Here is a 25538-nt window from a genome sequence, read left to right on the forward strand (position 1 = left end):
CCCATAAAAAACCGGCCCAGGAGGTCAACTGCACGGCGAACAGGCGCAAAAGTGGGTGATAGTTTACCAGATTTTGCTTGTTTTGTGGGGGCGCTGCGGCGAATTCATGTTGAATTGTCTGATATGCCACAGATTTTAGTCGGGGAAGGCGGATTTCAGGCATAAAAAAACCCGGTGAAGCACCGGGTTTTTTGCGTAAATCGCACTGCCGAAGCAGCGGAAATTAACGCTTGGAGAACTGCGGACGACGACGTGCTTTACGCAGACCGACTTTCTTACGTTCAACCTGACGAGCGTCACGGGTGACGAAGCCAGCTTTACGCAGTTCAGAACGCAGAGTCTCATCGTACTCCATCAGTGCACGGGTGATACCGTGACGGATGGCGCCAGCTTGACCGGAGATACCACCACCTTTAACGGTGATGTACAGATCCAGTTTGCCAACCATGTCGACCAGTTCCAGCGGCTGACGAACTACCATGCGGGCAGTTTCGCGACCGAAGTACTGTTCCAGGCTGCGCTGGTTGATAACGATGTTACCGTTGCCCGGCTTGATGAAGACGCGAGCGGCGGAGCTTTTGCGGCGACCAGTGCCGTAGTATTGATTTTCAGCCATTGCCATTAATCCCGATTAAATGTCCAGAACTTGCGGTTGCTGTGCCGCGTGATTGTGCTCGGTGCCCGCGTAAACTTTCAGTTTACGGAACATAGCACGACCCAGCGGGCCCTTTGGCAGCATGCCTTTAACCGCGATTTCAATCACGCGCTCAGGACGGCGGGCAATCATCTCTTCAAAGGTCGCTTGCTTGATACCACCGATGTGGCCGGTGTGGTGGTAGTACACTTTGTCTGTACGCTTGTTGCCGGTTACAGCAACTTTGTCAGCGTTCAGAACGATGATGTAATCACCGGTATCCACGTGCGGGGTGTATTCCGCTTTATGCTTGCCGCGCAGGCGACGAGCCAGTTCAGTAGCGAGACGGCCTAAAGTTTTACCATCTGCATCAACAACGTACCAGTCGCGTTTTACGGTTTCTGGTTTAGCTGTAAAAGTTTTCATTAGAAAGCTTACCCAATAATTAGTTACACGTTGGTGAACACCCAAACGCTCGAAAACAGTTGAGGCTCACACGACCATACAAGTCCAGCAAACCTACCCCTTCGAATAGCCATTGCCGGCACTATAAAGTTTTTGGGAAAAAAACTTTGTTGTAACGTGGGGTCGCAAGATTATAGAGAAGTCGCTCACAAAGATCGAACGGTTTTTGAATGGAAAATAAATTTATCGCCGGCGGCGGACAACCGGCGATACGGCGGCGGCAAGCCCGGCAGACTCAGGGCAAATGCGGCAGCTTGAGGTACTCTTCGCTCTGCATTTCCTGCAGGCGCGACAGGCAGCGCTGGAATTCAAATTTCAGCTGCACCCCCTGATAGATCTCGAACATCGACGCTTCGGCGCCGATCACCAGCTTGATGTGCCGCTCGTAGAATTCGTCCACCAACGCCAGGAAACGGCGCGCGGTATTCTCTTTCAGCGGCCCCATCACCCGCACATTATACAGGATCACGCTGTGATACAGCCGCGACAGCGCGATGTAGTCCAGTTGGCTGCGCGCCTCTTCGCACAGCGTGTGGAAATCCACCGCCAGCACGCCGTCCACCGAACGGATAGCCTGCAGCGGCCGATGGTTGATCTGCAGCACCGGCGCGTCCTCCCCCGCCTTGCCCGCCAGCTTGACGAACATCCGATCCAGCGTCTCGCGCGTCTGGTCGCTCAGCGGCGTCAGGTAGAGGTGCGCCTGGGTCAGGGTACGCAGACGATAGTCGATGCCGGCGTCGACGTTCATCACGTCGCAGTACTCGTTGATCAGATCGATGGCCGGCAGGAAACGCGCCCGCTGCAGACCGTTGCGGTACAGATCGTCCGGCGGGATGTTCGACGTGGCCACCAGCGTGATGCCGCGCGCGAACAGCGCCTGCAGCAGCGTGGCCAGCAGCATGGCGTCGGTGATGTCGGACACGAAGAATTCGTCGAAACACAGCACGTCGGTCTCGGCCTTAAAGCCGTCGGCGACGATTTCCAGCGGGTTTTCCCGCCCCTGCAGCTCGGTCAGCTCTTCATGCACCCGCAGCATGAAGCGGTGAAAGTGCAGACGCATTTTGCGATCGCCCGGCAAACTGTGGAAGAACATATCCATCAACCAGGTTTTGCCGCGCCCGACGCCGCCCCACATATACAGCCCCTGCACCGGGCGCTGCGGCGCCGTGTCGCCGCCCTTGCCCAGCAAGCGGCTGAGCTTGCCGCGCAGCCCGCCGGCAGGCGCGCTCGCCGCCGGCTTTTGCAACAGAGCCTGATAAATGCGATCCAGTTGAGTGACGGCCCGGCGTTGAACCTCATCGGCCTGATATTCCCCCGCATCCAGCGCCTGCTGGTAGCGAGATAACGGTGATAGTGCCTGCATCTGTTCGATGTTCCCTAAGAACGCTTAGAAATTATTTAGCCAACGTTGGCGGCAAGTTGATGCCGATTCGCACCGTTATCGCCACAAATGCCCGCTGCGGGCGCCGCTGAAAACCCTGTAAAAATTAGGTGGAAGCGCATCAGGATTCCACTCGGACAAGGTTAACGGTTATAGTGGATATTATTAAGTGAAAAATCCCTGCGGAACAACGAAGTCAAAATAGGAGTCATCATGACCTGGGAGTATGCGCTGATTGGTTTGGTCGTCGGTATCGTGATTGGTGCGGTGGCGATGCGTTTTGGCAACCGTAAATTACGTCAACAACAAGTCCTGCAGAACGAGCTGGACAAGAGCAAAACCGAGCTGGAAGAGTACCGTCAGGAGCTGGTCGGCCACTTTGCCCGCAGCGCCGAGCTGCTGGACAACATGGCGCGCGATTATCGTCAGCTGTATCAGCACATGGCGAAAAGCTCGAACAACCTGCTGCCGGATCTGCCGATGCAGGAAAATCCGTTCCGCTATCGCCTGACCGAAGCGGAAGCAGACAACGATCAAGCGCCGGTGGAAATGCCGCGCGACTATTCGGAAGGCGCCTCCGGCCTGCTGCGCGGGCAAAGCGCGCGCCGCGACTGACCCCCTTCGCCCGCGGGGCCACCCGCGGGCTTCCTCCGTTTACCATCTTGACCTTCCCTCGCATTACCTTTACTGAACTTTGCACGCAAATTCACGGTCTTACCCTTCACTATGACAAGGTGATTGCCTTATCATCAAATTTTCATCGGCAGGTATTGAGAGAGTTATAATCAATGAAGAAAAAGTCGTTAATTCTTAGTGCATTGGCAATGAGCCTCGGCCTGACGCTCAGCTCCGTACCGGTGGCCAACGCGGCCCTGCCCGTCGCCGTTCAGGGGCAGCCGCTGCCGAGCCTGGCGCCGATGCTGGAAAAAGTCTTGCCCGCCGTAGTGAGCGTGCATGTCGCCGGCACTCAGGTGCAGCGTCAACAACTGCCGGAAGAGTTCAGACGCTTCTTCGGCCCTAACTTCCCCGGCCAGCAGCAAAGCTCCCGTCCGTTTGAAGGGCTGGGCTCCGGCGTGATCATCGACGCCGCCAAAGGCTATGTGCTGACCAATAACCACGTCATCAACAACGCCGATAAAATCCGCGTGCAGTTGAACGACGGTCGCGAGCTGGACGCCAAGCTGGTCGGCCGCGATGAGCAATCCGACATCGCCCTGCTGCAGCTCAGCGACACCAAAAACCTGACCGCCATCAAGATGGCCGATTCCGATCAGCTGCGCGTCGGCGACTTTGCCGTCGCGGTCGGCAACCCGTTTGGCCTGGGCCAAACCGCCACTTCCGGCATTATCTCGGCGCTGGGCCGCTCCGGCCTGAATCTGGAAGGGCTGGAAAACTTCATTCAGACCGACGCCTCCATCAACCGCGGCAACTCCGGCGGCGCGCTGGTTAACCTGAACGGCGAGCTGATCGGCATTAATACCGCCATTCTGGCGCCGAGCGGCGGCAACGTCGGCATCGGTTTCGCCATTCCGAGCAATATGGCGCAGAACCTGAGCCAGCAGCTGATTGAATTCGGCGAAGTGAAACGCGGCCTGCTGGGCATCAAGGGCAGCGAAATGACCCCGGATATGGCCAAAGCCTTCAACACCGACGCGCAGCGCGGCGCCTTCGTCAGCGAAGTGCTGCCGAAATCCGCCGCCGCCAAGGCGGGCATCAAGGCCGGGGATATCCTGGTCTCCGTCGACGGTAAACCGGTGAGCAGCTTCGCCGAACTGCGCGCCAAAGTCGGCACCACCGCGCCGGGCAAAACCCTCAAGGTGGGCCTGCTGCGCGATGGCAAACCGCAGGAAGTCTCGGTCACGCTGGACAACAGCGAGAGCGCCTCGACCAACGCCGAAACGCTGTCGCCGGCGCTGCAGGGGGTTTCCCTCAGCAATGGCGCGTTGCCGAGCGGCGACAAGGGCGTGAAGGTGGAGAACGTGGATAAAGGGTCAACGGCGGCGCAGATCGGCCTGCAGAAAGGCGACGTGATCATCGGCGTCAACCGTCAGCGCGTGGACAACATCACCACGCTGCGTAAAGTGCTGGAGGCCAAGCCACCGGTGATGGCGCTCAATATCGTGCGCGGCAACGAAACCATTTATCTGCTGCTGCGTTAATTTGTGCAAAAACCGGGCTCGGTGACATACTGCGCCCGGTTAACTCATGCTATCCTCCGAACATCGTTCACCACACCACGAAAACTCCATGTTTGCTAAGCTCTTGCGTTCTGTCGTTATCGGTCTCATCGTTGCCGGCCTGCTGTTGGCCGCACTGCCCATGCTGCGTTCTTCCAACGGCCTGTTTGCAGACAAACCTGAGAGCACCAGCGACGAAACGCCAGTGAGCTACAACAAAGCGGTGCGCCGCGCTGCGCCCGCCGTGGTGAACATTTACAACCGCAACCTGAACGGCGCCGCCAACGTGCTGTCGCTCGGTTCCGGCGTGATCATGAATGAACGCGGCTATATCATCACCAACCGCCACGTGATCAAAGACGCTCAGCAGATCACCGTGGTGTTGCAGGATGGCCGCCGCTACGAAGCGCTGTTGGTCGGCTCGGACGGCCTGACCGATTTGGCGGTGCTGAAGATCGATCCCGGCAATTTGCCGGTGATCCCGACCAATAAAAATCGCGTTGCCCACGTCGGCGACGTCGTGCTGGCGATCGGCAACCCCTACAACCTGGGGCAGACCGTCACACAGGGCATCCTCAGCGCCACCGGCCGCATCAGTATGAGCACCACCGGCCGACAGACGTTCCTGCAGACCGACGCCTCCATCAACCGCGGCAACTCCGGCGGCGCGCTGGTCAACTCGCTGGGCGAGCTGATCGGCATCAACACCCTGACCTATGACAAAATTACCGACGGCGAAACGCCGGAGGGCCTCGGCTTCGCCATTCCGATCGAACTGGCCACCAAAATCATGGACAAGCTGATCCGCGACGGCCGCGTCATCCGCGGCTATTTCGGCATTCAGGGCAAAGAGATCATTCCGCTGCGCTCGTCCAATTCCGGCATCGATCGCCTTCAAGGCATCATCGTGACCGAGATTACGCCGAACGGCCCGGCGAGCAGCGCCGGCTTCCAGATCAACGACATCATCATCAACGTGGATAACAAACCGGCGGTGTCCGTGCTGGAGACCATGGATCAGGTGGCGGAGATCAGACCGGGCACCGAGATACCGGTTATCGTGCTGCGTGACGGCAAGCGCATTACGTTGAAAATGACGGTGGGTGAATTCCCGGAAGACAGCAATTAACCCTCTTAATCTCTCTCGATATACGTGCCGTTTTTTCTCCAACAAAGAACGGCACGGGCTCTCCCTTTTCTTCCCATCATCACCCGACCACGCTGCTTTCTATCGCCCATAAAATAATCTCACTTTATTCTAATGCTAAAATCATCATATCCACAGACCTACCATTTATAATAAAAAAAAATAAATCAGCACTGATACATATTAATTAATACCGATTAAACAGATAATTAATAAAAGCACACCCAAAAAAACAAGAAAAATCCAATCAAAAATGAAATAAGAAAATAATTTTATTGCATCGCAAGAAACCAACCACAATAATATTGGCGACAATACTCTCCGCATTTACATTGAAACAGAGCAAGTTTTTATTCTGCCTGAAATGGAATTCTTTTCGTGAATAGTATAAATAATAAAAAAGCCATGAGCGAATATAAGCTCGGTGGATTCTTAGTGTTTATCCACACTGCGATGCACCGCCAGCTCCACGTTCAGATATCAGCAAGCATCCTGTTATTGACAGCCTGCCCCATAGCAACCGCGGCAGTTTTACCTAACGCAGGGCAGGCAATGCGAGATCTTGAAGAGGTACGTCTGAGCGTTCCGCCTCCGGTAGAAATGAAACCGCCCTCACCGCAGATTCGCGCTATTTCCCCCGTTAAGGACAACTCACCCAGCTTATTGGTAAGCGAATTTACCCTTACCGGGAATAAGTCGATTCCCTCTGTACAGATATTACCTTTGCTCGCCGATTTCAAAGGAAAAAAACTAACGGTGGCGCAGTTAAAAGCAGCCGTGCAACAGGTGACGCTCTATTATCGTGAACAAGGTTATGTTTTGGCCAATGCTTATCTCCCCAAACAAGAGATTGTTAACGGTCAGGTACGTATTGATATCGTTGAAGGTTATTATGGAAATATCACGGTAGATAATGACTCACAGATCCGCGACGGCGTACTGCGTTGGCAGTTGTCGAATGTACGCAGCGGTATGCCGATCACTGACGCGCAGTTAGAGCGAAACCTTTTGCTGCTCAATGATATACCCGGCGTCTTGATCAATAGCACCCTGTCGGCAGGATCACGTCCCGGCACCACGGATTGGCGAATCAAAGCGACGCCCGGAGCGCGCGTGGATGGTGTCCTGCAAGCGGATAACTTTGGCGATGCCTATACCGGCGAATATCGAGGCGGTGCAACGCTCGGCATCAATAATCCCCTGTGGTTGGGTGACCGCCTGGACCTCCGCTTGCTGAGCAGTGATAAACATCAACGCTATTACCGCATGGCCTATCAACTCCCGGTCAGCCCTTGGGCGACGCGAGCCGGCGTTGCGCATTCGTACATGAACTATCGATTAGGCAAAGATTTCAGCGAGCTGAAGGCCCACGGCGATGCCATCCTCACCAGCGCCTTCCTTATCCAGCCTCTGCTGCGCAGCCGCACCCTGAACGTCAATGCACAGCTGCAGTTCGATGACAAAAAACTCCGCGACGACATCGATCTCTTCGACAGCCGCAGCCGTAAACACATCAGCCTATGGACGGCAGGCGTAGACGTCAACGCGCAGGATCGCTTACTGGGCGGTGGACAAAGCGTGGCTTCACTGTCTTACGGCATCGGCAACCTGCACATTGAAGATCCCTCAGCTCGCCGCTGGGACGGCCGTACAGCGAAAACCGAAGGGCAATTTAGCAAGCTGTCACTGAGCGCATTGCGACTGCAAAACCTGGGAGGCGCTTTTCAACTCTATACCCAACTCAACGCGCAATGGGCCCCCGGCAACCTGGACTCGTCAGAAAAATTCAGCGTTGGTGGCCCTTATGGCGTTCGCGCCTACGCACCGGGCAGCGGCAACGGCGATTTGGGCTGGCAGGCCAGCATGGAATTGCGCTATGCCCTCAGGCCCGGTTGGCAACTGAGCACCTTTGTCGACCAGGGACAGGCTCGCCTCAACCGGCAGCCCTGGACGACGGAGAAAAATCGCGTGCACATGTCAGCCGCCGGTTCTTCGCTCACCTGGGGAGGAACAAACCATCAGATCGGTCTAACGGCAGCCTGGCCGCTGGCCGGTTCAGGCCTAGGCAGTGATACGGATAAATCCCCCAGAATTTGGCTGCAGGCGGCCAGGTACTTCTAACCCTCTGCAGCTAAAGACCTGCTGCTGGAAAGCGGCACTCATGAAAAATAAGGAAATGAATAATGAATAAAGTCTATGCATTGGTATGGAACCCGGTTCGGGAATGCTGGAACGTGGTCAACGAACACTGCAGCCGATGCGGCAAAGGCGGCAGCAAGCGCCGTCTGGCGGTGGCGCTGTCCCTGCTGAGCCTCCTGCCACTGGAGCAAGCCCTCGCCCTGCCGAGTGGACAAAACATCGTGGCAGGCCAGGGTGACATCACCTCCAACGGCCAGAACATGACCGTAACTCAGCACAGCGACAAATTAATCACCCAATGGGATAGCTTCAACGTAGGTGGCAACGAGAGCGTAACGTTCCGCCAGCCAGGCGAGACATCCGTGGCGCTCAACCGCGTCATCGGTGTGAACGGTAGCGATATTCAGGGCAAAATCAACGCCAATGGCAAGGTGTTCATCGTCAACCCGAACGGCGTGATTTTCGGCAAAAATGCACAGGTGAACGTCGGCGGATTGGTCGCCTCGACGCACGACATCAGCAACGCCGATTTCCTGGCGGGTAAAAACCGCTTTACCGGCAGTTCACAGGCAGAGGTCGTCAACGAAGGCCGTCTTCAGGCCGCTGAAGCCGGCAGCATCGCCCTGTTGGGCGCCCGGGTGAATAACCAAGGGGTGATTCAGGCGAATATGGGCACCGTCGCATTGGGTGCGGGTGACGATATTACGTTGAACTTCGATGGCAACAAATTGCTTAATCTGCAGATCGATGCATCAGCGCTCAATGCATTAGCACAAAACGGCGGCGTCCTGCGTGCCGATGGCGGCCAAGTGTTGATGAGCGCCAAGGCCGCAGGCGATGCGCTAAGAACCGTGGTAAACAATCAGGGCGTCATCCAGGCAGATACCGTACGTGAACAAGCTGGCCGAATCGTACTGGACGGCGGCGACAAGGGTCTCGTTAACGTTAGTGGCACCCTGCTCGCGACGGCCAGCACCGGCAACGGCGGCTTTATTGAAACCAAAGGCGCACAGGTCGTCGTGCAGCCAACGACCAACATCAGCACTCGCTCTCTCAACGGTAAAGCCGGCAGTTGGAAATTGGCATCGGCCGACGTCAGTGTGAAGGACGGCGGCACGCTCAGTGCCCAGACTCTGGAACAAGCTTTAGAAAACAGTAATGTAGAACTGGTCAGTACCAAAGGTGATGTCAACGTTTCTCAACAAGTGCGCTGGCAGAATGCCAACAAACTGTCGCTGACGGCCGAACAGGCAGGCATCAAGATCAACGCGCCAATTAAAGCGACCGGCACAGGCGGCGCTTTGGCGCTTAACCACAAGACGGGTTATACGCTGAACAATGACGCGTCTGTGACCCTCTCGGGTGCCAACGCTGCATTCAGCGTCAACGGTGAAAATTATAAGGTCGTGCAAAATCTGGCTCAACTGCTGGACATCAACAATGACCTGAACGCGCGCTACGTTCTTGGCAACACCATCATCGACAACAGCAAAATCAAAGCCATCGGTGGCGATTACTCTTTCAATGGCACTTTCGAAGGGCTGGGCAATACCATTCAGGGCCTGCACATCGTCGACAGCGGTCCATTCCTCGGCTTGTTCAACACGTCCACCGGGGCGATCAGCAACCTAAAACTGGACTCGCTGACCTTAACGGGCAATGGCAATACCCTGTATACCGGTGCCCTGGCGGGGGTAAACTTTGGCACCGTATCCAATGTTCAGGCCACCCGTATCAATATCAGCAGCGGCGGTGACATCGGAGGCCTAGTCGGTATCAACTTCAGCAAAATCACCGGCTCTTCGGCCTCGGGTAAAATAACCGGCAACACAGGCAGAAGCGCGATTGGCGGCCTGGTGGGTGTCAACCGGGGTGAAATCCACAATAGCCAGGCTAACGTCAACGTTTCAACCGCCGGTGGCGCGTCTTACAGCGATGTCGGCGGTTTGGTTGGCCGCAATGACGGTTTGATCGTCAGCTCATCAAGCCTGGGGACGATCAGCGCCATAGGCGATCAAATGAATGCCGGCGGCTTGGTCGGCGTCAACAACGGTACGATTACGGACTCTACCTCCGACGCAACGGTCAACGCAAAAAGAAACAGCCGCATCGGCGGTCTTGCAGGCATCAACACAGGTAAAATCAGCAATGCAACAGCCAATGGCAGAGTGAATGGAGAAAACGCCGACGCTATCGGCGGGCTGATCGGCCGTAACACCGGTGCATTGAACAATGTGAGGGCAAATGGCGACGTTGTTGATGCTTTCGCGCGTAGTGTCGGCGGCTTGATCGGCCTTAACGAGAAAAACGCACACGTGCAAAATGCCTATGCGAAGAACACTGTAATCGGTGGGCACAATGCCAATATCGGCGGCCTCATCGGGCTCAACTACGGTAGGCTGAGCAATGCCTCGGTGAACGGAAAAGTGATCGGCGGTAATAACAGCATCGTCGGCGGCTTGGTAGGCGATAACTCTGGCGATCTTACGGATATCTCCGCACAGAGCGAAGTTTATGCCGGTAAGGCAAGTCTGGCTGGCGGCCTGGTTGGCCGCAATAATGGCGCCACCATTGCCGACGCCAAAGCCCAAGGTTCCGTCACCGGCGTTTACAGCCGAGCCTTAGGTGGGCTTATCGGCGAGAATAACACCGGAACGCTCAACAACGTCAGCGCCAACACGCGCGTAAGCGGCGGCAACGATGCCTATGTGGGGGGGCTGATCGGCTATAACCGCAACGCACGTATCACTCAGGCGACGGCTTTCGGGGAAGTTAAGGCGGCAGACAACAGCCGCATCGGCGGCCTGGTCGGCCACAATGAACAGGGTACTATCAACGCGTCGGTCGCGAATGTTAGCGTCTTTGGCGGTGCGAGCAGCCAGATCGGTGGCCTGGTGGGGTATAACAAAGGTTCGTTGGAACAGGTCAAAGCACAAGGCAACGTTACCGGCGCTGCCGGCAGCGATGTGGGTGGATTGGTTGGTCTTCACGATGTGGGCAGCAAGATCGAAACCGCCAGCGCAAGCGGCTATGTAACCGGAGGGGTTGGTAGCGTTGTCGGTGGACTGGTCGGCCGCAATGGCGGCACCATCGACAAATCTTCTGCTTCCGGTCGAGTGGACAGTGCCGGCGTCTCTCAACGAGGCGGTTTGATTGGGCTCAACGTGGGTTATTTATACAATTCTACCTTCACGGGCCTTATCGCGCCTAAATCGAAAGAAGGCCAATGGGTCGGCAGCCTGATTGGATCGAATTTCGGCGGTGAGTCGAAAAACAATACGGTCACCGGCGCCTCCACTGACCAACCGCTGTATGGCCGAGGCTTACCAAGTACCTGGTAATATCGCTCGCGACATACCGCAATAACAAAAACGGCTTCCCATCGCGGAAGCCGTTTTCTGTTTAGCTGAAGAAGCTGCCTTACTCGCCTTTCACACGCTCGATGTTCGCACCCAGCGCGCGCAGCTTGTCTTCAATACGCTCATAGCCGCGATCAATATGGTAGATGCGATCGACGACGGTCACGCCGTCGGCGATGCAGCCGGCGATCACCAGGCTGGCGGAAGCGCGCAGATCGGTCGCCATCACCTGAGCGCCGGACAGCTGTTCAACGCCATGGCAGATCACGGTGTTGCTCTCGATTTCCGCGTGCGCCCCCATGCGGATCAATTCCGGCACGTGCATGAAACGATTTTCGAAGATGGTCTCGGTGATAACGCCGGTGCCTTCCGCCACCAGGTTCAACAGGCTGAACTGAGCCTGCATGTCGGTCGGGAAGCCCGGATGCGGCGCGGTGCGCACGGTGACCGCTTTCGGGCGCTTGCCGTGCATGTCCAGGCTGATCCAGTCTTCGCCCACTTCGATATCGGCACCGGCTTCACGCAGCTTGGCCAGCACCGCATCCAGCGTATCCGGACGGGTGTTACGGCACATCACTTTGCCGCCGGAAACCGCGGCGGCGATCAGGAAGGTACCGGTCTCGATGCGGTCAGGCAGCACGCGATACACGCCGCCGCCCAGACGCTCGACGCCCTCGATGGTGATCTTGTCGCTGCCTGCGCCGCTGATCTTCGCGCCCAGCGTATTGAGGAAGTTGGCGGTATCGACAATTTCCGGCTCACGCGCGGCGTTCTCGATAACGGTCGTGCCGGTCGCCAGGGTCGCGGCGCTCATGATGGTCACGGTCGCGCCCACGCTCACCTTGTCCATCACGATGTGCGCGCCTTTCAGACGGCCATCGACGGACGCCTTGACGTAACCTTCTTCCAGCTTGATCTCGGCCCCCAACTGCTCCAGGCCGGTGATGTGCAGATCGACCGGACGCGCGCCGATCGCGCAGCCACCCGGCAGGGAAACCTGGCCGCGGCCGAAACGTGCCACCAGCGGCCCCAGCGCCCAGATGGAAGCGCGCATGGTTTTCACCAGATCGTAAGGCGCGCAAAACTCGTTCACGCCGCTGGCGTCCACGAAGACCGAACCGTTGCGCTCAATCTTGGTGCCCAACTGGCTGAGCAGTTTAATGGTGGTGTCGATGTCCTTCAGCTTGGGGACATTCTGCAGCTCGACCGGCTCTTCCGCCAACAGGGCGGCGAACAGGATCGGCAGGGCGGCGTTTTTGGCCCCGGAAATAGACACTTCACCGCTCAGGCGGGTCCGACCCTGCACACGAAATTTATCCATCTGACTACTCTCTGTTATCTAATCTGAAGCTGCCCGCCCGGCAGGGCAAACAGCCTTAAAATCCGTTGAGTTTGCGGTCTCGCTGCCACTCTTCAGGGGTGTACGCCTTGATAGACAAGGCATGAATGCGGTTGTCCGCAATGTATTCCATCAGCGGTGCGTAAACCGTCTGCTGTTTTTTGACGCGGCTCATGCCGGCGAACAGTTCGCCGACCACGATCGCTTGAAAATGGCTGCCGTCGCCCGTCACGTGCGCTTCATCCAGTGCCAATGCCTGCATCAGCACGTCTTTAATCTCGTTGGTTTCCATAGTATCCAGTTCTGCCGCTAAAGGATCATAAACAGCCTAGTATCTTAGTGGAATACGATGTTTTCTTAAACTAAAGAAAAAGCCCCTGCATAACAGGGGCTTTGTATCGTTTAACCACGCAAAGGCGGTGTAAAACGCCGCTAACCGGCGGTATCGACAGGCATTATCGCCTGCAGGTTGTAGAGCGCGATCAGCGTTTTCAGACGCTCGGTGACGCCGAAAATTTTTAGCGCGACGCCACGTTGGCGCTGCTCTTCCTGCAGATGCAGCAACAGCGCCAGCCCGGAGGAGTCCACGCGCTGCAGTTGCGCCACGTCGATCGCGGTTTTATCCGCCATCAGCGCGTCGCGCTGCCGCCACAACGGCAGCAGCGTTTCACGGTCCAGTTCACCGCGCAAGATCAGCGTCTGCTGCTCTGATTCGAAGCTGAGCGCTGCCGACATCAGTTTTTCTTGTCCAGCGAGATGGGCTGCGCGGCAGCGGCCTGCAGCTGTTTGGTCAGGCCGTCGATGCCCTGAGTACGCAGCGTAGACGCCCACTCGTTTTGCTTGGTGGTGATCATGCTGACGCCTTCGGCGATCATGTCATACGCCTGCCAGTAGCCGGTTTTGCTGTTCTTGCGCCATTGGAAATCCAGGCGCACCGGCGGGCGGCCGCCGTTGTCGATGATGGTGACGCGAATGGCCACGATGTCGGCGTTGCCCAGCGGCTGTTCAGGCGCGATCTGGTAAGTCTGGCCGTGGTACATCGCCAGCGCCTGGCCGTAAGCCTGCTCCAGGTAAGCCTGGAAAGCGGTGAAGTAAGCTTCGCGCTGCGCAGGCGTCGCATCTTTGTAGTAACGGCCCAGCACCAGCGCGCCGGCGTATTTCACCTGCACGAACGGCATCAGTTCCTGATGCACGATGGAGCGCAGGTAGTTCGGGTCCTGCTTGATCTTCGGCTGTTCGTTCTTCAAACGGCTGAAGGTCTTCTGCGCCGCGTCTTGCATCATGCTGTAAGGATTGGTTTGGTCGGCTGCGCTCGCCAGCGGCGCAACCACCAGCAGAGCCACCATCAGTAAACGTTTAAACATGCAGGTATCCTCTCTTAATGATTTGGAACAGCGGGTTGCGGTGCAGCGCCGGCAGCAGGCTCAGCGGCCGCATCTCCCGGTTTGGCGCTGTCCTGACCGCCGCTTTTATACAGGAACTGGCCGATCAGATCTTCCAGAACCATGGCTGATTTAGTGTCCTGAATGGTGCCGCCGTCTTTCAGAATGGTGGTGCCCATATCAGGATCTTCGAAGCCCACGTTAAGCGCCAGATATTGCTCGCCCAGCAGGCCGGAGGTGCGGATCGCCAGCGAGCTGGTATCCGGGATTTCGTCGTACTTTTTCTGGATATCGAGCGCCACGCGCGGCGTGTAGGTTTTCGGATCGAGTTCGATGTCCGCCACGCGGCCGATCACCACGCCGCCGATCTTCACCGGCGAACGCGGTTTCAGGCCGCCGATATTGTCGAACGTCGCGTAAACGCGGTAGGTCGGCTCGCTGCCGATCGATTTAAGGTTCGCCACCTGCAGGCAGATAAACACGATGGCGCACAGCGCGATCAGCATGAATGCCCCAACCCAGATTTCACTCTTCTTCGTTTGCATCGAATCAATTCCCAAACATCAGTGCGGTCAGCACGAAATCCAATCCCAACACCGCCAGTGACGAATGCACCACGGTACGCGTCGTCGCCCGGCTAATCCCTTCAGAGGTAGGCACGGCGTCATACCCGTTGAAAATGGCAATCCAGGTTACGGTAATGGCGAACACCACGCTCTTGATCAGGCAGTTGAGCAGATCTTTTTTCCACTCTACGGCGCCTTGCATCGCCGACCAGAAGAAGCCGCTGTCGATGCCCTTCCAATCCACGCCGACCACCGAGCCGCCCCAAATACCGATCGCCACGAAGATGATGGTCAGCAGCGGCATGCTGATCATCCCCGCCCAGAAACGCGGCGCCACGATGCGCCGCAGCGGATCGACCGCCATCATTTCCAGGCTGGAGATCTGTTCCGTCGCCTTCATCAGGCCGATTTCCGCCGTGAGCGCGGAACCGGCGCGGCCGGCGAACAGCAGCGCCGTCACCACTGGCCCCAGCTCGCGCAGCAGCGACAGCGCCACCATCATGCCGAGGCTGGCTTCAGCGCTGTAAGTGGTAAGCACGATATACCCCTGCAGGCCCAGCACCATACCGATAAACAGCCCGGAAACCATGATGATCAGCAGCGACTGCACGCCGACGCTGTAAAGCTGTTTCAACAACAGCGGCCACTGCTTGCCGGGTTCCGGCCGGCCAATCAATGCGTTGAACAGCATCAACCCGGCGCGGCCGAAGCTGGCGCTGGTGTTGATGCCACTGCGCCCCAGAGACGCTAACGCTCTTAATAACATGAGCTTATTTACTCCCTAAGCCTAGCAGTTCAGTCTGATAATCCCCGGCCGGATAGCGGAACGGCACCGGTCCATCCGCTATACCATCCAGGAACTGGCGCACGCGCGCATCAGGATTGTTCTGCAATTGCTGCGTGGTGCCTTCGGCAATCACCCGGTGATCGGCCACGATATAGGCGTAGTCGGCGATGCTCAGCACCTCCGGCACGTCGTGCGACACCACGATGCAGGTAATGCCCAGCGCATGGTTCAACTCGTCGATCAGCTTGACCAGCACCCCCATGGTGATCGGATCCTGGCCGACGAAAGGTTCGTCGAACATGATCATCTCCGGGTCCAGCGCGATCGCGCGCGCCAACGCCGCCCGGCGCGCCATGCCGCCGGAGAGTTCATTGGGCATCAGCTGCGCCGCACCACGCAGCCCGACCGCTTCCAGCTTCATCAGCACCGTGCTGCGCAGCAGGGGCTCAGGCAGGTTGCTGTGCTCACGCAACGGGTAGGCCACGTTTTCGAATACGGTCAAATCGGTGAACAGCGCGCCCGACTGGAACAGCATGCTCATCTTTTTGCGCGCGTCGTACAACTGACGGCGGGACAATGCGGGAATGTTGTCGCCGTCAAACCAAATCTCCCCGCGGTCCGGCGTCAGCTGACCGCCGATCAGACGCAGCAGCGTGGTTTTGCCGATGCCCGACGGCCCCATGATCGCCGTGATCTTACCGCGAGGCACCGTCAGGTTGATGTCTTCAAATATCCGCCGGTCGCCGCGCGAGAAGCTCATGTCGCGCACTTCGACCAAATTATCTGCCTTTTGGAGCATGTTAATGGACCCTTTACGACTCATCTTTTGCTGAATCTACCCGTGATGTTAAAGCAATGGGCGCAATCCGTCTCATCTTTACAAAAACTTACTGCCATTTCGCAACCAATGATGCCATTGGTTTTACTTTTCCGCGCCACCCGGTCAAAATTGGCGCCATAACGAAAAAAAACGAAAGTGTTCAACAATTAGCCGGGAAAAACCGTTGCTGCGCTCAAGCGCACGCACCGGAGGGCAAGCAATACCGCCGCATTGACGGCTTTAACCAACGAACCGGGATAATACCCGACAAAGGACCCTGCATGTTTCTCGCAATAGCATTATTAATCGTTGGTTTATTTCTACTGGTGTATGGTGCAGACCGCTTAGTTTATGGTGCTGCCGTGATTTCCCGTTCGCTTGGCGTGCCGCCGTTGATCATCGGCATGACCATCGTCGGCATCGGCACTTCACTGCCGGAGCTGATCGTGTCCACCACCGCCGCGCTGAACGGGCAGATAGATATGGCCGTTGGCAACGTATTAGGTTCCAACATCACCAACATTTTATTGATCCTGGGTGTAGCGGCGCTGATTCACCCGCTGGCTGCACGATCGGAAATACTGCGGCGCGAACTGCCGCTGATGTTAGCGGTCACAGTATTGTGCGGTTTCGTGTTGATGGACGGCACCCTAAGCAGGCTGGACGGCGTGCTGCTGCTGACCGCCGCCGCCGGTTTCATCCTGCTGATGCTGAAAATCGCCCGGCTGGCGCAGCGCGAGGGCAGCGACAGCCTGACCATGGAGCAGATCGCTGAACTGCCGCAGGACAGCAGCAATACCGTAGCGGTGCTGTGGCTGGTGCTGGCGTTTATCATTCTGCCGCTCTCTTCCAGAATGGTGGTCGATAACGCGACGGTGATCGCGCACTATTTCGGCCTGAGCGAACTGGTGGTCGGCTTGACCATTATCGCCATCGGCACCAGCCTGCCCGAGCTGGCCACGTCCATCGCCGGAGCATTAAAGGGCGAAGATGATATGGCGATTGGCAATATCATCGGCTCCAATATTTTCAACACGGTGATCGTGCTGGGCGTCCCCGCCCTGCTGTCGCCGGGCAGCGTGGACGCCGCCGCCTTCCAGCGCGATTACTGGGTGATGCTGGCGGCCAGCGTGCTGCTGAGCGTGCTGTGCATCGGCCGCAAACACCGCATCGGCCACCTGGCCGGCGCGCTGTTATTATGCGGCTTTATTGCGTATCTTGCGGTGCTGTTCTTTAACCCTTTCAGTACTTTCGGCTAAACCGACGGGAATGAGTATGTCGAACATTGAGTTGCAACCGGGCTTCGATTTTCAACAGGCCGGCAAAGAAGTGCTTCAGATAGAGCGTGACGGGCTGGCTCAGCTCGACAGCTACATCAACGCAGACTTCACCCGCGCCTGCGAAACGATCGCCGCCTGCGGCGGCAAAGTGGTGGTGATGGGCATGGGTAAATCCGGCCATATCGGCTGCAAGATCGCCGCGACCTTCGCCAGCACCGGCACCCCCTCATTCTTCGTGCACCCGGCGGAAGCCAGCCATGGCGATTTGGGCATGGTCACTGCGCAGGATATCGTGCTCGCCATCTCCAACTCCGGTGAGTCCAGCGAGATCCTGGCGCTGATCCCGGTGTTGAAACGGCAGCGGATCACCCTCATCTGCATGACCAACAATCCGGAAAGTTCGATGGGCAAGGCGGCGGACATCCACCTGTGTATCAAGGTGCCGCAGGAAGCCTGCCCGCTGGGGCTGGCGCCGACCACCAGCACCACCGCCACGCTGGTGATGGGCGATGCGCTGGCCGTCGCGCTGCTGAAGGCGCGCGGTTTCACGCCGGAAGATTTCGCGCTGTCGCATCCGGGCGGCGCACTCGGCCGCAAGCTGCTGCTGCGGGTTAGCGATATCATGCACAGCGGCGACGAAATGCCCCACGTCAGCGCCGACGCCTCATTGCGCGACGCGCTGCTGGAAATCACCCGCAAAAATCTGGGTCTGACGGTGATCTGCGACGATCTGATGAAAATCGCCGGCATCTTTACCGATGGCGACCTGCGCCGGGTGTTCGATATGGGCATCAACCTGCACGAAGCCAAGATCGCCGATGTCATGACGCCGGGCGGCGTGCGGGTGCGTCCCAACCTCCTGGCGGTCGATGCGCTGAATCTGATGCAGCAACGCCACATCACCGCGCTGCTGGTTGCCGATGGCGACCAGTTGCTGGGTGTGGTACATATGCATGACATGCTGCGCGCCGGCGTCGTTTAATTAAGGAATAGAACGGAATGGGTATGGTAGAAACCTGCTACGGGCCGGTAGAACAAGAGGTTATGGCGCGTGCCGGGAACATCCGCCTGTTGATTTGCGATGTTGACGGCGTACTGTCAGACGGCCTGATCTTCATGGGCAACAACGGTGAAGAATTGAAGGCGTTCAACGTGCGCGACGGTTACGGCATCCGCTGTCTGAAAACCTCCGACATCGAGGTGGCGATCATTACCGGTCGCTCCGCCAGGCTGCTGGAAGACCGCGCGCAAACGCTCGGCATCACCCATCTGTATCAGGGGCAATCCGATAAGCTTTTGGCCTTCCGCGAACTGTTGGATAAACTGTCGTTAACGGCGGATCAGGTCGCCTATATCGGCGATGACCTGATCGACTGGCCGGTGATGGCGCAGGTGGGCCTGGCGGTCGCGGTCGCAGACGCTCATCCGCTGCTGACGCCGCGAGCCCACTACGTCACCCGCATTGCCGGCGGCCGCGGCGCGGTGCGCGAACTGTGCGACATCATTCTTTTGGCTCAAAATAAGCTGGAGGACGCCAAAGGGCTGTCGATATGAGTAAAACCAAACTTTGGATCACCATCCTGTTGACGGTGATCGTTCTGGCGCTGATCGGCTGGAACATGACGGACTTCAGCGACGATACGGCTCCTGGCCCGGCTAACGATCAGGATCCGACCTACCAGAGCCAGCACACGGTCACCGTGGTGTACAATCCGGCCGGTAAACTGAATTATAAGCTGGTGGCGGAAGACGCGAAGTATTACACCGCCGGCGAGCTGAGCTGGTTCACCCAGCCGGTGATGACGCTGTTCGACGAGAATGCGGTGGCCACCTGGTCAGTTCGCGCCGATCGCGCCAAACTGACGAAAGACCGGATGCTGTATCTGTATGGCCACGTCGAGGTAAACAGCCTGACCACCACCTCGCAGCTGGAAAAAATTAAGACGGACAACGCTCAGGTAAACCTGGTCACCCAGGACGTCACCTCCGATGACGAAGTCACGCTTTACGGGACCAATTTTACCTCTAACGGCATGAAAATGCGTGGGAACCTGCGGACCAAAACCGCTGAGCTGATTGATAAGGTTAAGACCAACTATGAAATCCAGAACCAAAAACCAACTCCGTAATCTGTTGATCGGCAGCTTAGTTTTGGCCGCCAGCGCCCCTGCTCTGGCGCTGAAATCCGACTCCAGCCAGCCGGTCAGCATCGACTCGCTCAAGCAGTCGTTGGATATGCAAAGCAACGTCAGCACCTTTACTGACAACGTGGTGATCAAACAGGGCACCATCGATATCCGCGCTGACAAGGTGGTGGTCACCCGTCCGGGCGGAGATCAGAATAAGACCTATATTGAAGCGTTCGGCAACCCGGTAACCTTCTACCAGATGCAGGACAGCGGCAAGCCGGTCAAAGGCCACGCGCAGAAAGTGCGTTACGACGTGGCGACCCAGCTGGTGACCCTGACGGGCAACGCCTATCTGGAGCAGCTCGACAGCAACGTGAAAGGCGATCGCATCACCTATCTGGTGCAACAGCAGCAAATGCAGGCGTTTAGCGACAAAGGCAAACGCGTGACAACGGTTCTGGTACCGTCGCAGTTGCAAGACAAAAACGGGCAAAAAAAGAGTAACTAATCACTTATGGCAACACTCATCGCAGAAAACCTGGCGAAAGCCTACAAGGGCCGTAAAGTTGTCGAAGACGTCAGCCTGAAAGTGAAATCCGGCGAGATCGTCGGCCTGCTCGGCCCGAACGGCGCCGGTAAAACCACCACCTTCTACATGGTGGTCGGCATCGTGCCGCGCGACGCCGGGCGCATCGTGATCGACGAAGAAGACATCAGCCTGTTGCCGCTGCACGCCCGTGCGCGCCGCGGCATCGGTTACCTGCCGCAGGAAGCGTCGATCTTCCGCCGCCTGAGCGTGTACGACAACCTGATGGCGGTGTTGGAGATCCGTCCCGATCTCACCAGCGAACAGCGCGAAGACCGCGCCAAAGAGCTGATGGAAGAGTTCCATATCTCCCATCTGCGCGACAGCCTCGGCCAGGCGCTGTCCGGCGGTGAACGCCGCCGCGTCGAAATCGCCCGCGCGCTGGCGGCCAACCCGAAATTCATTCTGCTGGACGAACCCTTCGCCGGGGTGGATCCGATTTCCGTTATCGATATCAAGAAAATCATCGAGCACCTGCGTGACAGCGGCCTGGGCGTGCTGATCACCGACCACAACGTGCGCGAGACGCTGGACGTATGTGAACGCGCCTACATCGTCAGCCAGGGCAAACTGATTGCCCACGGCACGCCGGATGCTATTCTGGCCGACGAGCAGGTTAAACGCGTTTATCTGGGCGAAGAGTTCCGCCTCTAAGTGCCGGCGCGTCCTGCGGGACGACACCGTTAACGGAAGTAGACAGAAAACTATGAAGCAAGGTTTGCAACTCAGGCTCAGCCAACAGCTGGCCATGACACCTCAGCTCCAGCAGGCGATCCGCCTGCTGCAGTTGTCCACGCTTGAGCTTCAGCAAGAGATCCAGCTGGCGCTGGAGAGCAATCCGCTGCTTGAACAGACCGATCTGCACGACGAAATCGACGCCAAAGAAACCCAGGAGACCGAGGGGCTCGATACCCGCGAGGCCTTGGAGCAGAAAGACATGCCGGAAGAGCTGCCGCTGGACGCCACCTGGGATGAAATCTATACCGCGGGCACGCCGTCCGGCACCGGCACCGACTACAGCGACGACGAGCTGCCGGTCTATCAGGGCGAGACCACCCAAACGCTGCAGGATTATCTGATGTGGCAGGTGGATCTGACGCCGTTTTCCGATACCGACGCCGCCATCGCCACTTCCATCGTCGACGCGGTGGATGACACCGGCTATCTCACCGTGCCGCTGGAAGACATTCTGGAAAGCCTGGGCGACGAGAACGTGACCCTCGAGGAAGTCGAGGCGGTGCTGAAGCGCGTGCAGCGTTTTGATCCGATCGGCGTCGCCGCGCGCGATCTGCGCGATTGCCTGCTGGTGCAGCTCTCCCAATACGCCAAAGATACGCCTTATCTGGCCGAAGCGCGGCTGATCATCAGCGAGCATCTGGATCTGTTGGCCAACCACGACTTTCGCAGCCTGATGCGATCAACCCGGCTAAAAGAAGATACACTGAAAGAAGCGATGCTGCTGATTCAGTCGCTCGATCCGCGCCCGGGGCAGTCGATCAATACCGGCGAATCGGAATACGTCATTCCGGACGTGCTGGTGCGCAAGACGCAGAACAAATGGACGGTCGAGCTCAACGGCGACAGCGTGCCGCGTTTGAAGATCAATCAGCAGTACGCCGCGCTGGGCAACAGCGCCCGCAGCGAAGCCGACGGCCAGTTCATCCGCAGCAACCTTCAGGAAGCCAAGTGGCTGATTAAAAGCCTGGAGAGCCGCAACGAGACGTTGCTGAAGGTCACCCGCTGCATCGTCGATCAGCAGCAGGCGTTCTTCGAGCAAGGCGAAGAGTTTATGAAACCCATGGTGCTGGCGGATATCGCCCAGGCCGTGGAGATGCATGAATCGACGATCTCGCGCGTCACCACGCAGAAGTTTCTGCACAGCCCGCGCGGCATTTTCGAATTGAAATATTTCTTCTCCAGCCACGTGAATACCGACAGCGGCGGCGAAGCCTCCTCGACGGCGATCCGCGCGTTGGTGAAGAAATTGATTGCGGCGGAAAACCCCGCCAAACCGCTCAGCGATAGCAAGCTGGCCACCCTGCTCGCCGATCAGGGGATCATCGTGGCCCGGCGCACCGTCGCCAAGTACCGAGAGTCTTTGTCCATCCCGCCGTCGAACCAGCGCAAACAGTTGGTTTGACCTCTATTGAGAAGGAAGACACTATGCAGCTCAACATTACCGGACACCACATCGAAATCACCGATCCGTTGCGCGAGTTCGTGAACAACAAGTTCGCCAAACTCGAACAGTATTTTGATCGCATCAATCAGGTGTATGTTGTATTAAGTGTGGAAAAAGTGCAGCAAATTGCGGAAGCAACGGTGCACGTGAATGGAGGCGAGTTGCACGCCACCTCGGAAGACGAGAATATGTATGCCGCAATTGATACGCTGATCGACAAATTGGCACGTCAATTGAACAAACATAAAGACAAATTGAAGCAACACTGACACCCTAACCCATTCCATGAGGCGGCATCCGTCGCCGCCTCATCCTTCGGCGCGTGACCCGCATGGGTGACGCGCCGAACGGTAATCAGGGTTAAAACCGACGAAAAACCGCCTTGCCGGGTTCGCCCGGCGGCGCGGTTTTAAGTGAAGATGAGATGAACAACGAATATATGCAATTAAGCTCGGTGTTAAACATCGAGTGCACCAAAAGCTCGGTACACTGCACCAGCAAGAAGCGGGCTTTGGAAATTATCAGCGAACTGGCCGCCAAACAGCTCAATCTGCCTTCGCAGGTGGTGTTTGACGCGGTTCTCACCCGGGAGCGCATGGGCAGCACCGGTATCGGCAACGGTATCGCCATTCCCCACGGCAAACTGGAAGAGGACACACTGCGGGCCGTTGGCGTGTTTATCCGTCTCGACCAACCCATCGCTTTCGACGCTATCGACAATCAGCCGGTCGACCTGCTGTTCGCGCTGCTGGTGCCTGCCGATCAGTGCAAAACCCATTTGCATACGCTGTCGCTGGTCGCCAAACGCCTGGCAGACAAAACCGTATGCCGCCGCCTGCGCGCCGCGCAGAGCGACGAAGAACTTTACCAAATCATCACCGAGTGATGCCCGGCCGGCGTGACTTCCAGCCCGGATAACGATACTGTTTTACGATGATGGATCCGGCTACGGCCGGAATAACAAAGTTTAACGGTGGCGATGAACGCCGCCGCGATGCCAGGGGAGTTGCCACATGGTGCTGATGATTGTCAGCGGCCGTTCCGGTTCCGGAAAATCCGTCGCCTTGCGGGCGCTGGAAGACATGGGTTTTTACTGCGTTGACAACCTGCCGGTGGTTCTGCTGCCGCAGCTCGCCAATACGCTGGCGGAACGCAATATCTCCGCGGCGGTCAGCATCGACGTGCGCAACATGCCGGAATCGCCGGAAGTGTTCGAATACGCGATGACTCAGCTGCCGGACAGCTTCTCGCCGCAGCTGCTGTTCCTCGACGCCGATCGCAACACGCTGATCCGCCGTTACAGCGACACCCGCCGCCTGCACCCGCTCTCCAGCAAAAACCTGTCGCTGGAAAGCGCGATCGACGAAGAGAGCGATCTGCTCGAACCGCTGCGCTCGCGGGCTGACCTGATTATCGACACCTCGGAAATGTCGGTGCACGAACTGGCCGAAATGCTGCGCACCCGCCTGCTCGGCAAGCGCGAGCGCGAACTGACGATGGTGTTCGAATCCTTCGGCTTCAAGCACGGCATTCCGATCGACGCCGACTACGTGTTCGACGTGCGCTTCCTGCCTAACCCGCACTGGGATCCGAAGCTGCGGCCGATGACCGGTCTGGACAAGCCGGTAGCGTCGTTCCTCGATCGCCATACCGAAGTGCATAACTTCATTTACCAGACCCGCAGCTATCTGGAACAGTGGCTGCCGATGCTGGAAACCAACAATCGCAGCTACCTGACGGTCGCCATCGGCTGTACCGGCGGCAAACACCGTTCGGTGTACGTGGCGGAACAGCTGGCCGATTACTTCCGCTCGCGCGGCAAGAACGTGCAATCGCGCCACCGCACGCTGGAAAAGCGCAAACAATGACGGTCAAACAGACGGTTGAAATCAAAAACAAGCTGGGCATGCACGCGCGCCCGGCGATGAAACTGTTCGAACTGGTGCAAAGCTTCGACGCCGAAGTGATGCTGCGCAACGAAAGCGGCACCGAAGCCGAAGCCAGCAGCGTCATCGCGCTGCTGATGCTGGACTCCGCCCAGGGTCGGCACATCGAAGTCGAAGCGACCGGCCCCGATGAAGTCAACGCGCTGGCGGCGGTGGTCGAGCTGTTCAACTCCGGGTTTGATGAAGATTAGTCGCTGAGACTCTTCCCATGCGTCGCCTCGGCGCATGTGTTGCCTCCGCCCCTCCCATAACGTAGCCCTCCCGTTTCTCATTTTGCGAATCCGCTTCCAGAATCAGCCGTAACCGCCTGTAAATTCACGTCATGGATTTACCCCCACCACGGTAATCGCAATAGTGTGTAACGCAAAAACAGACAACAGGCGGATGTTTCCCCACGCTTTGCTAGCGGGACAACAGAAAGTTTACAATTTGTGAACTTCACCGGCAGTCGCTATAATGTTCACCGGGTAGGAATCGAAGGAACGATGCATATCATTTCCAGGGAACCGTTCAATAACGCAACGAAGCAATATCCCAATGAAGCCACTGCTCTCGAGGCCATTTATAAAGCGTTGCGACGGGGTGAGTTCCGCACGCCGGACGAGTTAAAAGCGCTTTTTCCTTCGCTCGATCGTATGAAGTACAAAGAGAAATGGTGGGTCATTGACGTCGGCGGCAACCACCTGCGGATCTTGTTCTTTGCCAGCTTCGAGACACAGAAAGTCTTCATAAAGCATATCGTTAGCCACGCCGAATACGACAAGCTGATGCAGCACTATCGAAGGAGTTCGTCATGATTACAGATGCCATTAAGGCGGCCGATGCGCTACTGCGCGCCGTACCCTTATTGCAGGGCAGCCACGCTCAGCAAGACTACCGAGAAGCGCTCGAATTGGTGGAATATCTGCTGGAAAACGATGAACGCCATCCGCTGATTGACATGTTGGCAAAAAAAATCTCCGAATATGAAGACAACAGCGCCGAATTTACCGCATTCAACCAGCGTATCGCCCAACTCCCGCAGGGGGTGGCCGCGCTTCGCGTATTGATGGAACAGCACCAACTCAGCCAAAGTGATTTTGAACATGAGATCGGCAAAAAGTCGTTGGTCAACCAAATCCTGAACGGCAAAAGATCGCTGACCATTCCGCACATTATGGCGCTGGCCAAACGCTTCAATCTGCCCCCAGCCCTGTTCCTGCCGGAAGCAGATTAGCCC

28 protein-coding genes are annotated in these 25538 nt (G+C 57.3%); 18 read left to right on the top strand and 10 right to left on the bottom strand.

What is annotated here, in order from left to right; genetic code table 11:
* Positions 1–223 precede the first annotated feature (223 nt).
* The 3 genes from rpsI to zapE all read right to left on the bottom strand — a co-directional run bounded on the left by rpsI (position 224) and on the right by zapE (position 2462).
* Positions 224–616, bottom strand: coding sequence for a 30S ribosomal protein S9 (gene rpsI, locus ACJ8IP_RS17850; RefSeq protein WP_004937080.1), 393 nt, complete (start codon positions 614–616; stop codon positions 224–226).
* 15 nt (positions 617–631) lie between these two features.
* Positions 632–1060 (bottom strand): 50S ribosomal protein L13, encoded by a 429-nt coding sequence (gene rplM, locus ACJ8IP_RS17855; protein WP_004937079.1) that lies wholly within the window; start codon positions 1058–1060, stop codon positions 632–634.
* A gap of 274 nt (positions 1061–1334) precedes the next feature.
* A complete protein-coding gene (gene zapE, locus ACJ8IP_RS17860) occupies positions 1335–2462 on the bottom strand; it encodes a cell division protein ZapE (protein WP_033644501.1) in 1128 nt (375 codons plus the stop codon).
* 231 nt (positions 2463–2693) lie between these two features.
* Between zapE and zapG the strand changes: the two genes are divergently transcribed.
* The 5 genes from zapG to ACJ8IP_RS17885 all read left to right on the top strand — a co-directional run bounded on the left by zapG (position 2694) and on the right by ACJ8IP_RS17885 (position 11284).
* Positions 2694–3095: a Z-ring associated protein ZapG gene (gene zapG, locus ACJ8IP_RS17865; protein WP_004937074.1), complete on the top strand. Its 402-nt coding sequence runs from the start codon at positions 2694–2696 to the stop codon at positions 3093–3095.
* Between the two features lie 173 nt (positions 3096–3268).
* The gene (gene degQ, locus ACJ8IP_RS17870; RefSeq protein ID WP_025304368.1) at positions 3269–4639 is read left to right on the top strand and encodes a serine endoprotease DegQ; all 1371 of its coding nucleotides are present in this window, start codon (positions 3269–3271) and stop codon (positions 4637–4639) included.
* Positions 4640–4727: 88 nt separating this feature from the next.
* A complete protein-coding gene (gene degS / locus ACJ8IP_RS17875) occupies positions 4728–5786 on the top strand; it encodes an outer membrane-stress sensor serine endopeptidase DegS (protein WP_033651254.1) in 1059 nt (352 codons plus the stop codon).
* A gap of 396 nt (positions 5787–6182) precedes the next feature.
* Positions 6183–7925, top strand: coding sequence for a ShlB/FhaC/HecB family hemolysin secretion/activation protein (locus ACJ8IP_RS17880; protein ID WP_442524479.1), 1743 nt, complete (start codon positions 6183–6185; stop codon positions 7923–7925).
* A gap of 62 nt (positions 7926–7987) precedes the next feature.
* The gene (locus tag ACJ8IP_RS17885) at positions 7988–11284 is read left to right on the top strand and encodes a GLUG motif-containing protein (RefSeq protein WP_089192286.1); all 3297 of its coding nucleotides are present in this window, start codon (positions 7988–7990) and stop codon (positions 11282–11284) included.
* A gap of 79 nt (positions 11285–11363) precedes the next feature.
* Here the strand turns inward: ACJ8IP_RS17885 and murA are convergent, their stop codons facing one another.
* The 7 genes from murA to mlaF all read right to left on the bottom strand — a co-directional run bounded on the left by murA (position 11364) and on the right by mlaF (position 16175).
* Entirely contained in the window at positions 11364–12623 is a 1260-nt protein-coding gene (gene murA, locus ACJ8IP_RS17890; RefSeq protein ID WP_019453131.1) for a UDP-N-acetylglucosamine 1-carboxyvinyltransferase, read from the bottom strand.
* 55 nt (positions 12624–12678) lie between these two features.
* The gene (gene ibaG / locus ACJ8IP_RS17895; protein WP_025304370.1) at positions 12679–12933 is read right to left on the bottom strand and encodes a BolA family iron metabolism protein IbaG; all 255 of its coding nucleotides are present in this window, start codon (positions 12931–12933) and stop codon (positions 12679–12681) included.
* A 140-nt stretch (positions 12934–13073) separates the two neighbouring features.
* The gene (gene mlaB / locus ACJ8IP_RS17900; RefSeq protein ID WP_033644499.1) at positions 13074–13376 is read right to left on the bottom strand and encodes a lipid asymmetry maintenance protein MlaB; all 303 of its coding nucleotides are present in this window, start codon (positions 13374–13376) and stop codon (positions 13074–13076) included.
* Positions 13376–14005, bottom strand: coding sequence for a phospholipid-binding protein MlaC (gene mlaC / locus ACJ8IP_RS17905; RefSeq protein ID WP_033644498.1), 630 nt, complete (start codon positions 14003–14005; stop codon positions 13376–13378). Before mlaC ends, mlaB begins: the two co-directional genes overlap by 1 nt.
* Positions 14006–14019: 14 nt before the next feature.
* Complete coding sequence (gene mlaD, locus ACJ8IP_RS17910) at positions 14020–14568, bottom strand: outer membrane lipid asymmetry maintenance protein MlaD (RefSeq protein ID WP_033644497.1); 549 nt, start codon at positions 14566–14568, stop codon at positions 14020–14022.
* Positions 14569–14572: 4 nt separating this feature from the next.
* Complete coding sequence (mlaE, locus tag ACJ8IP_RS17915) at positions 14573–15355, bottom strand: lipid asymmetry maintenance ABC transporter permease subunit MlaE (RefSeq protein WP_033644495.1); 783 nt, start codon at positions 15353–15355, stop codon at positions 14573–14575.
* Positions 15356–15359: 4 nt separating this feature from the next.
* Entirely contained in the window at positions 15360–16175 is an 816-nt protein-coding gene (mlaF, locus tag ACJ8IP_RS17920; protein WP_033644494.1) for a phospholipid ABC transporter ATP-binding protein MlaF, read from the bottom strand.
* 302 nt (positions 16176–16477) lie between these two features.
* Here mlaF and ACJ8IP_RS17925 point away from each other — a divergent pair, with 302 nt between their 5' ends.
* The 13 genes from ACJ8IP_RS17925 to ACJ8IP_RS17985 all read left to right on the top strand — a co-directional run bounded on the left by ACJ8IP_RS17925 (position 16478) and on the right by ACJ8IP_RS17985 (position 25535).
* On the top strand, positions 16478–17455 hold the full coding sequence (locus ACJ8IP_RS17925; RefSeq protein ID WP_033644493.1) for a calcium/sodium antiporter: 978 nt from the start codon (positions 16478–16480) through the stop codon (positions 17453–17455).
* A 16-nt stretch (positions 17456–17471) separates the two neighbouring features.
* Positions 17472–18458 (top strand): arabinose-5-phosphate isomerase KdsD, encoded by a 987-nt coding sequence (gene kdsD / locus ACJ8IP_RS17930; protein WP_046897241.1) that lies wholly within the window; start codon positions 17472–17474, stop codon positions 18456–18458.
* Between the two features lie 17 nt (positions 18459–18475).
* On the top strand, positions 18476–19030 hold the full coding sequence (gene kdsC / locus ACJ8IP_RS17935) for a 3-deoxy-manno-octulosonate-8-phosphatase KdsC (RefSeq protein WP_004937049.1): 555 nt from the start codon (positions 18476–18478) through the stop codon (positions 19028–19030).
* Complete coding sequence (gene lptC / locus ACJ8IP_RS17940; protein ID WP_033644491.1) at positions 19027–19605, top strand: LPS export ABC transporter periplasmic protein LptC; 579 nt, start codon at positions 19027–19029, stop codon at positions 19603–19605. The genes kdsC and lptC overlap by 4 nt, the downstream gene beginning before the upstream one ends.
* Entirely contained in the window at positions 19574–20113 is a 540-nt protein-coding gene (lptA, locus tag ACJ8IP_RS17945; RefSeq protein WP_025160121.1) for a lipopolysaccharide ABC transporter substrate-binding protein LptA, read from the top strand. Before lptC ends, lptA begins: the two co-directional genes overlap by 32 nt.
* A gap of 6 nt (positions 20114–20119) precedes the next feature.
* Entirely contained in the window at positions 20120–20845 is a 726-nt protein-coding gene (gene lptB, locus ACJ8IP_RS17950) for an LPS export ABC transporter ATP-binding protein (protein ID WP_004937040.1), read from the top strand.
* Between the two features lie 52 nt (positions 20846–20897).
* A complete protein-coding gene (rpoN, locus tag ACJ8IP_RS17955) occupies positions 20898–22331 on the top strand; it encodes an RNA polymerase factor sigma-54 (RefSeq protein ID WP_004937039.1) in 1434 nt (477 codons plus the stop codon).
* A gap of 23 nt (positions 22332–22354) precedes the next feature.
* A complete protein-coding gene (gene hpf, locus ACJ8IP_RS17960; RefSeq protein WP_004937038.1) occupies positions 22355–22642 on the top strand; it encodes a ribosome hibernation promoting factor in 288 nt (95 codons plus the stop codon).
* A 155-nt stretch (positions 22643–22797) separates the two neighbouring features.
* The gene (gene ptsN / locus ACJ8IP_RS17965) at positions 22798–23259 is read left to right on the top strand and encodes a PTS IIA-like nitrogen regulatory protein PtsN (RefSeq protein WP_016930212.1); all 462 of its coding nucleotides are present in this window, start codon (positions 22798–22800) and stop codon (positions 23257–23259) included.
* A 127-nt stretch (positions 23260–23386) separates the two neighbouring features.
* Entirely contained in the window at positions 23387–24241 is an 855-nt protein-coding gene (rapZ, locus tag ACJ8IP_RS17970) for an RNase adapter RapZ (RefSeq protein ID WP_015379177.1), read from the top strand.
* On the top strand, positions 24238–24510 hold the full coding sequence (gene npr / locus ACJ8IP_RS17975; protein WP_004937034.1) for a PTS phosphocarrier protein NPr: 273 nt from the start codon (positions 24238–24240) through the stop codon (positions 24508–24510). The genes rapZ and npr overlap by 4 nt, the downstream gene beginning before the upstream one ends.
* Before the next feature lie 294 nt (positions 24511–24804).
* Positions 24805–25116: a type II toxin-antitoxin system HigB family toxin gene (locus ACJ8IP_RS17980; protein WP_004937033.1), complete on the top strand. Its 312-nt coding sequence runs from the start codon at positions 24805–24807 to the stop codon at positions 25114–25116.
* Positions 25113–25535, top strand: coding sequence for a helix-turn-helix domain-containing protein (locus ACJ8IP_RS17985; RefSeq protein WP_442524480.1), 423 nt, complete (start codon positions 25113–25115; stop codon positions 25533–25535). Before ACJ8IP_RS17980 ends, ACJ8IP_RS17985 begins: the two co-directional genes overlap by 4 nt.
* The last annotated feature ends 3 nt before the right edge of the window (positions 25536–25538 follow it).

Source organism: Serratia sp. CY52157, from assembly GCF_052168495.1.
GTDB classification, from domain to species: Bacteria; Pseudomonadota; Gammaproteobacteria; order Enterobacterales; family Enterobacteriaceae; genus Serratia; species Serratia ureilytica.

Excerpts from the sequence above, each read along its gene's own strand:
- degS (WP_033651254.1), top strand. The coding sequence starts at position 4,728 with ATGTTTGCTAAGCTCTTGCGTTCTGTCGTTATCGGTCTCATCGTTGCC.
- ACJ8IP_RS17980 (WP_004937033.1), top strand. The coding sequence starts at position 24,805 with ATGCATATCATTTCCAGGGAACCGTTCAATAACGCAACGAAGCAATAT.
- hpf (WP_004937038.1), top strand. The coding sequence starts at position 22,355 with ATGCAGCTCAACATTACCGGACACCACATCGAAATCACCGATCCGTTG.
- zapE (WP_033644501.1), bottom strand. The coding sequence starts at position 2,462 with ATGCAGGCACTATCACCGTTATCTCGCTACCAGCAGGCGCTGGATGCG.
- ACJ8IP_RS17925 (WP_033644493.1), top strand. The coding sequence starts at position 16,478 with ATGTTTCTCGCAATAGCATTATTAATCGTTGGTTTATTTCTACTGGTG.
- kdsD (WP_046897241.1), top strand. The coding sequence starts at position 17,472 with ATGTCGAACATTGAGTTGCAACCGGGCTTCGATTTTCAACAGGCCGGC.
- mlaE (WP_033644495.1), bottom strand. The coding sequence starts at position 15,355 with ATGTTATTAAGAGCGTTAGCGTCTCTGGGGCGCAGTGGCATCAACACC.
- degQ (WP_025304368.1), top strand. The coding sequence starts at position 3,269 with ATGAAGAAAAAGTCGTTAATTCTTAGTGCATTGGCAATGAGCCTCGGC.
- npr (WP_004937034.1), top strand. The coding sequence starts at position 24,238 with ATGACGGTCAAACAGACGGTTGAAATCAAAAACAAGCTGGGCATGCAC.
- lptB (WP_004937040.1), top strand. The coding sequence starts at position 20,120 with ATGGCAACACTCATCGCAGAAAACCTGGCGAAAGCCTACAAGGGCCGT.
- kdsC (WP_004937049.1), top strand. The coding sequence starts at position 18,476 with ATGGGTATGGTAGAAACCTGCTACGGGCCGGTAGAACAAGAGGTTATG.
- ACJ8IP_RS17985 (WP_442524480.1), top strand. The coding sequence starts at position 25,113 with ATGATTACAGATGCCATTAAGGCGGCCGATGCGCTACTGCGCGCCGTA.
- lptC (WP_033644491.1), top strand. The coding sequence starts at position 19,027 with ATGAGTAAAACCAAACTTTGGATCACCATCCTGTTGACGGTGATCGTT.
- ptsN (WP_016930212.1), top strand. The coding sequence starts at position 22,798 with ATGAACAACGAATATATGCAATTAAGCTCGGTGTTAAACATCGAGTGC.
- ibaG (WP_025304370.1), bottom strand. The coding sequence starts at position 12,933 with ATGGAAACCAACGAGATTAAAGACGTGCTGATGCAGGCATTGGCACTG.
- mlaD (WP_033644497.1), bottom strand. The coding sequence starts at position 14,568 with ATGCAAACGAAGAAGAGTGAAATCTGGGTTGGGGCATTCATGCTGATC.
- rapZ (WP_015379177.1), top strand. The coding sequence starts at position 23,387 with ATGGTGCTGATGATTGTCAGCGGCCGTTCCGGTTCCGGAAAATCCGTC.
- rpoN (WP_004937039.1), top strand. The coding sequence starts at position 20,898 with ATGAAGCAAGGTTTGCAACTCAGGCTCAGCCAACAGCTGGCCATGACA.
- rpsI (WP_004937080.1), bottom strand. The coding sequence starts at position 616 with ATGGCTGAAAATCAATACTACGGCACTGGTCGCCGCAAAAGCTCCGCC.
- rplM (WP_004937079.1), bottom strand. The coding sequence starts at position 1,060 with ATGAAAACTTTTACAGCTAAACCAGAAACCGTAAAACGCGACTGGTAC.
- mlaF (WP_033644494.1), bottom strand. The coding sequence starts at position 16,175 with ATGCTCCAAAAGGCAGATAATTTGGTCGAAGTGCGCGACATGAGCTTC.
- lptA (WP_025160121.1), top strand. The coding sequence starts at position 19,574 with ATGAAATCCAGAACCAAAAACCAACTCCGTAATCTGTTGATCGGCAGC.
- mlaB (WP_033644499.1), bottom strand. The coding sequence starts at position 13,376 with ATGTCGGCAGCGCTCAGCTTCGAATCAGAGCAGCAGACGCTGATCTTG.
- murA (WP_019453131.1), bottom strand. The coding sequence starts at position 12,623 with ATGGATAAATTTCGTGTGCAGGGTCGGACCCGCCTGAGCGGTGAAGTG.
- mlaC (WP_033644498.1), bottom strand. The coding sequence starts at position 14,005 with ATGTTTAAACGTTTACTGATGGTGGCTCTGCTGGTGGTTGCGCCGCTG.
- zapG (WP_004937074.1), top strand. The coding sequence starts at position 2,694 with ATGACCTGGGAGTATGCGCTGATTGGTTTGGTCGTCGGTATCGTGATT.
- ACJ8IP_RS17885 (WP_089192286.1), top strand. The coding sequence starts at position 7,988 with ATGAATAAAGTCTATGCATTGGTATGGAACCCGGTTCGGGAATGCTGG.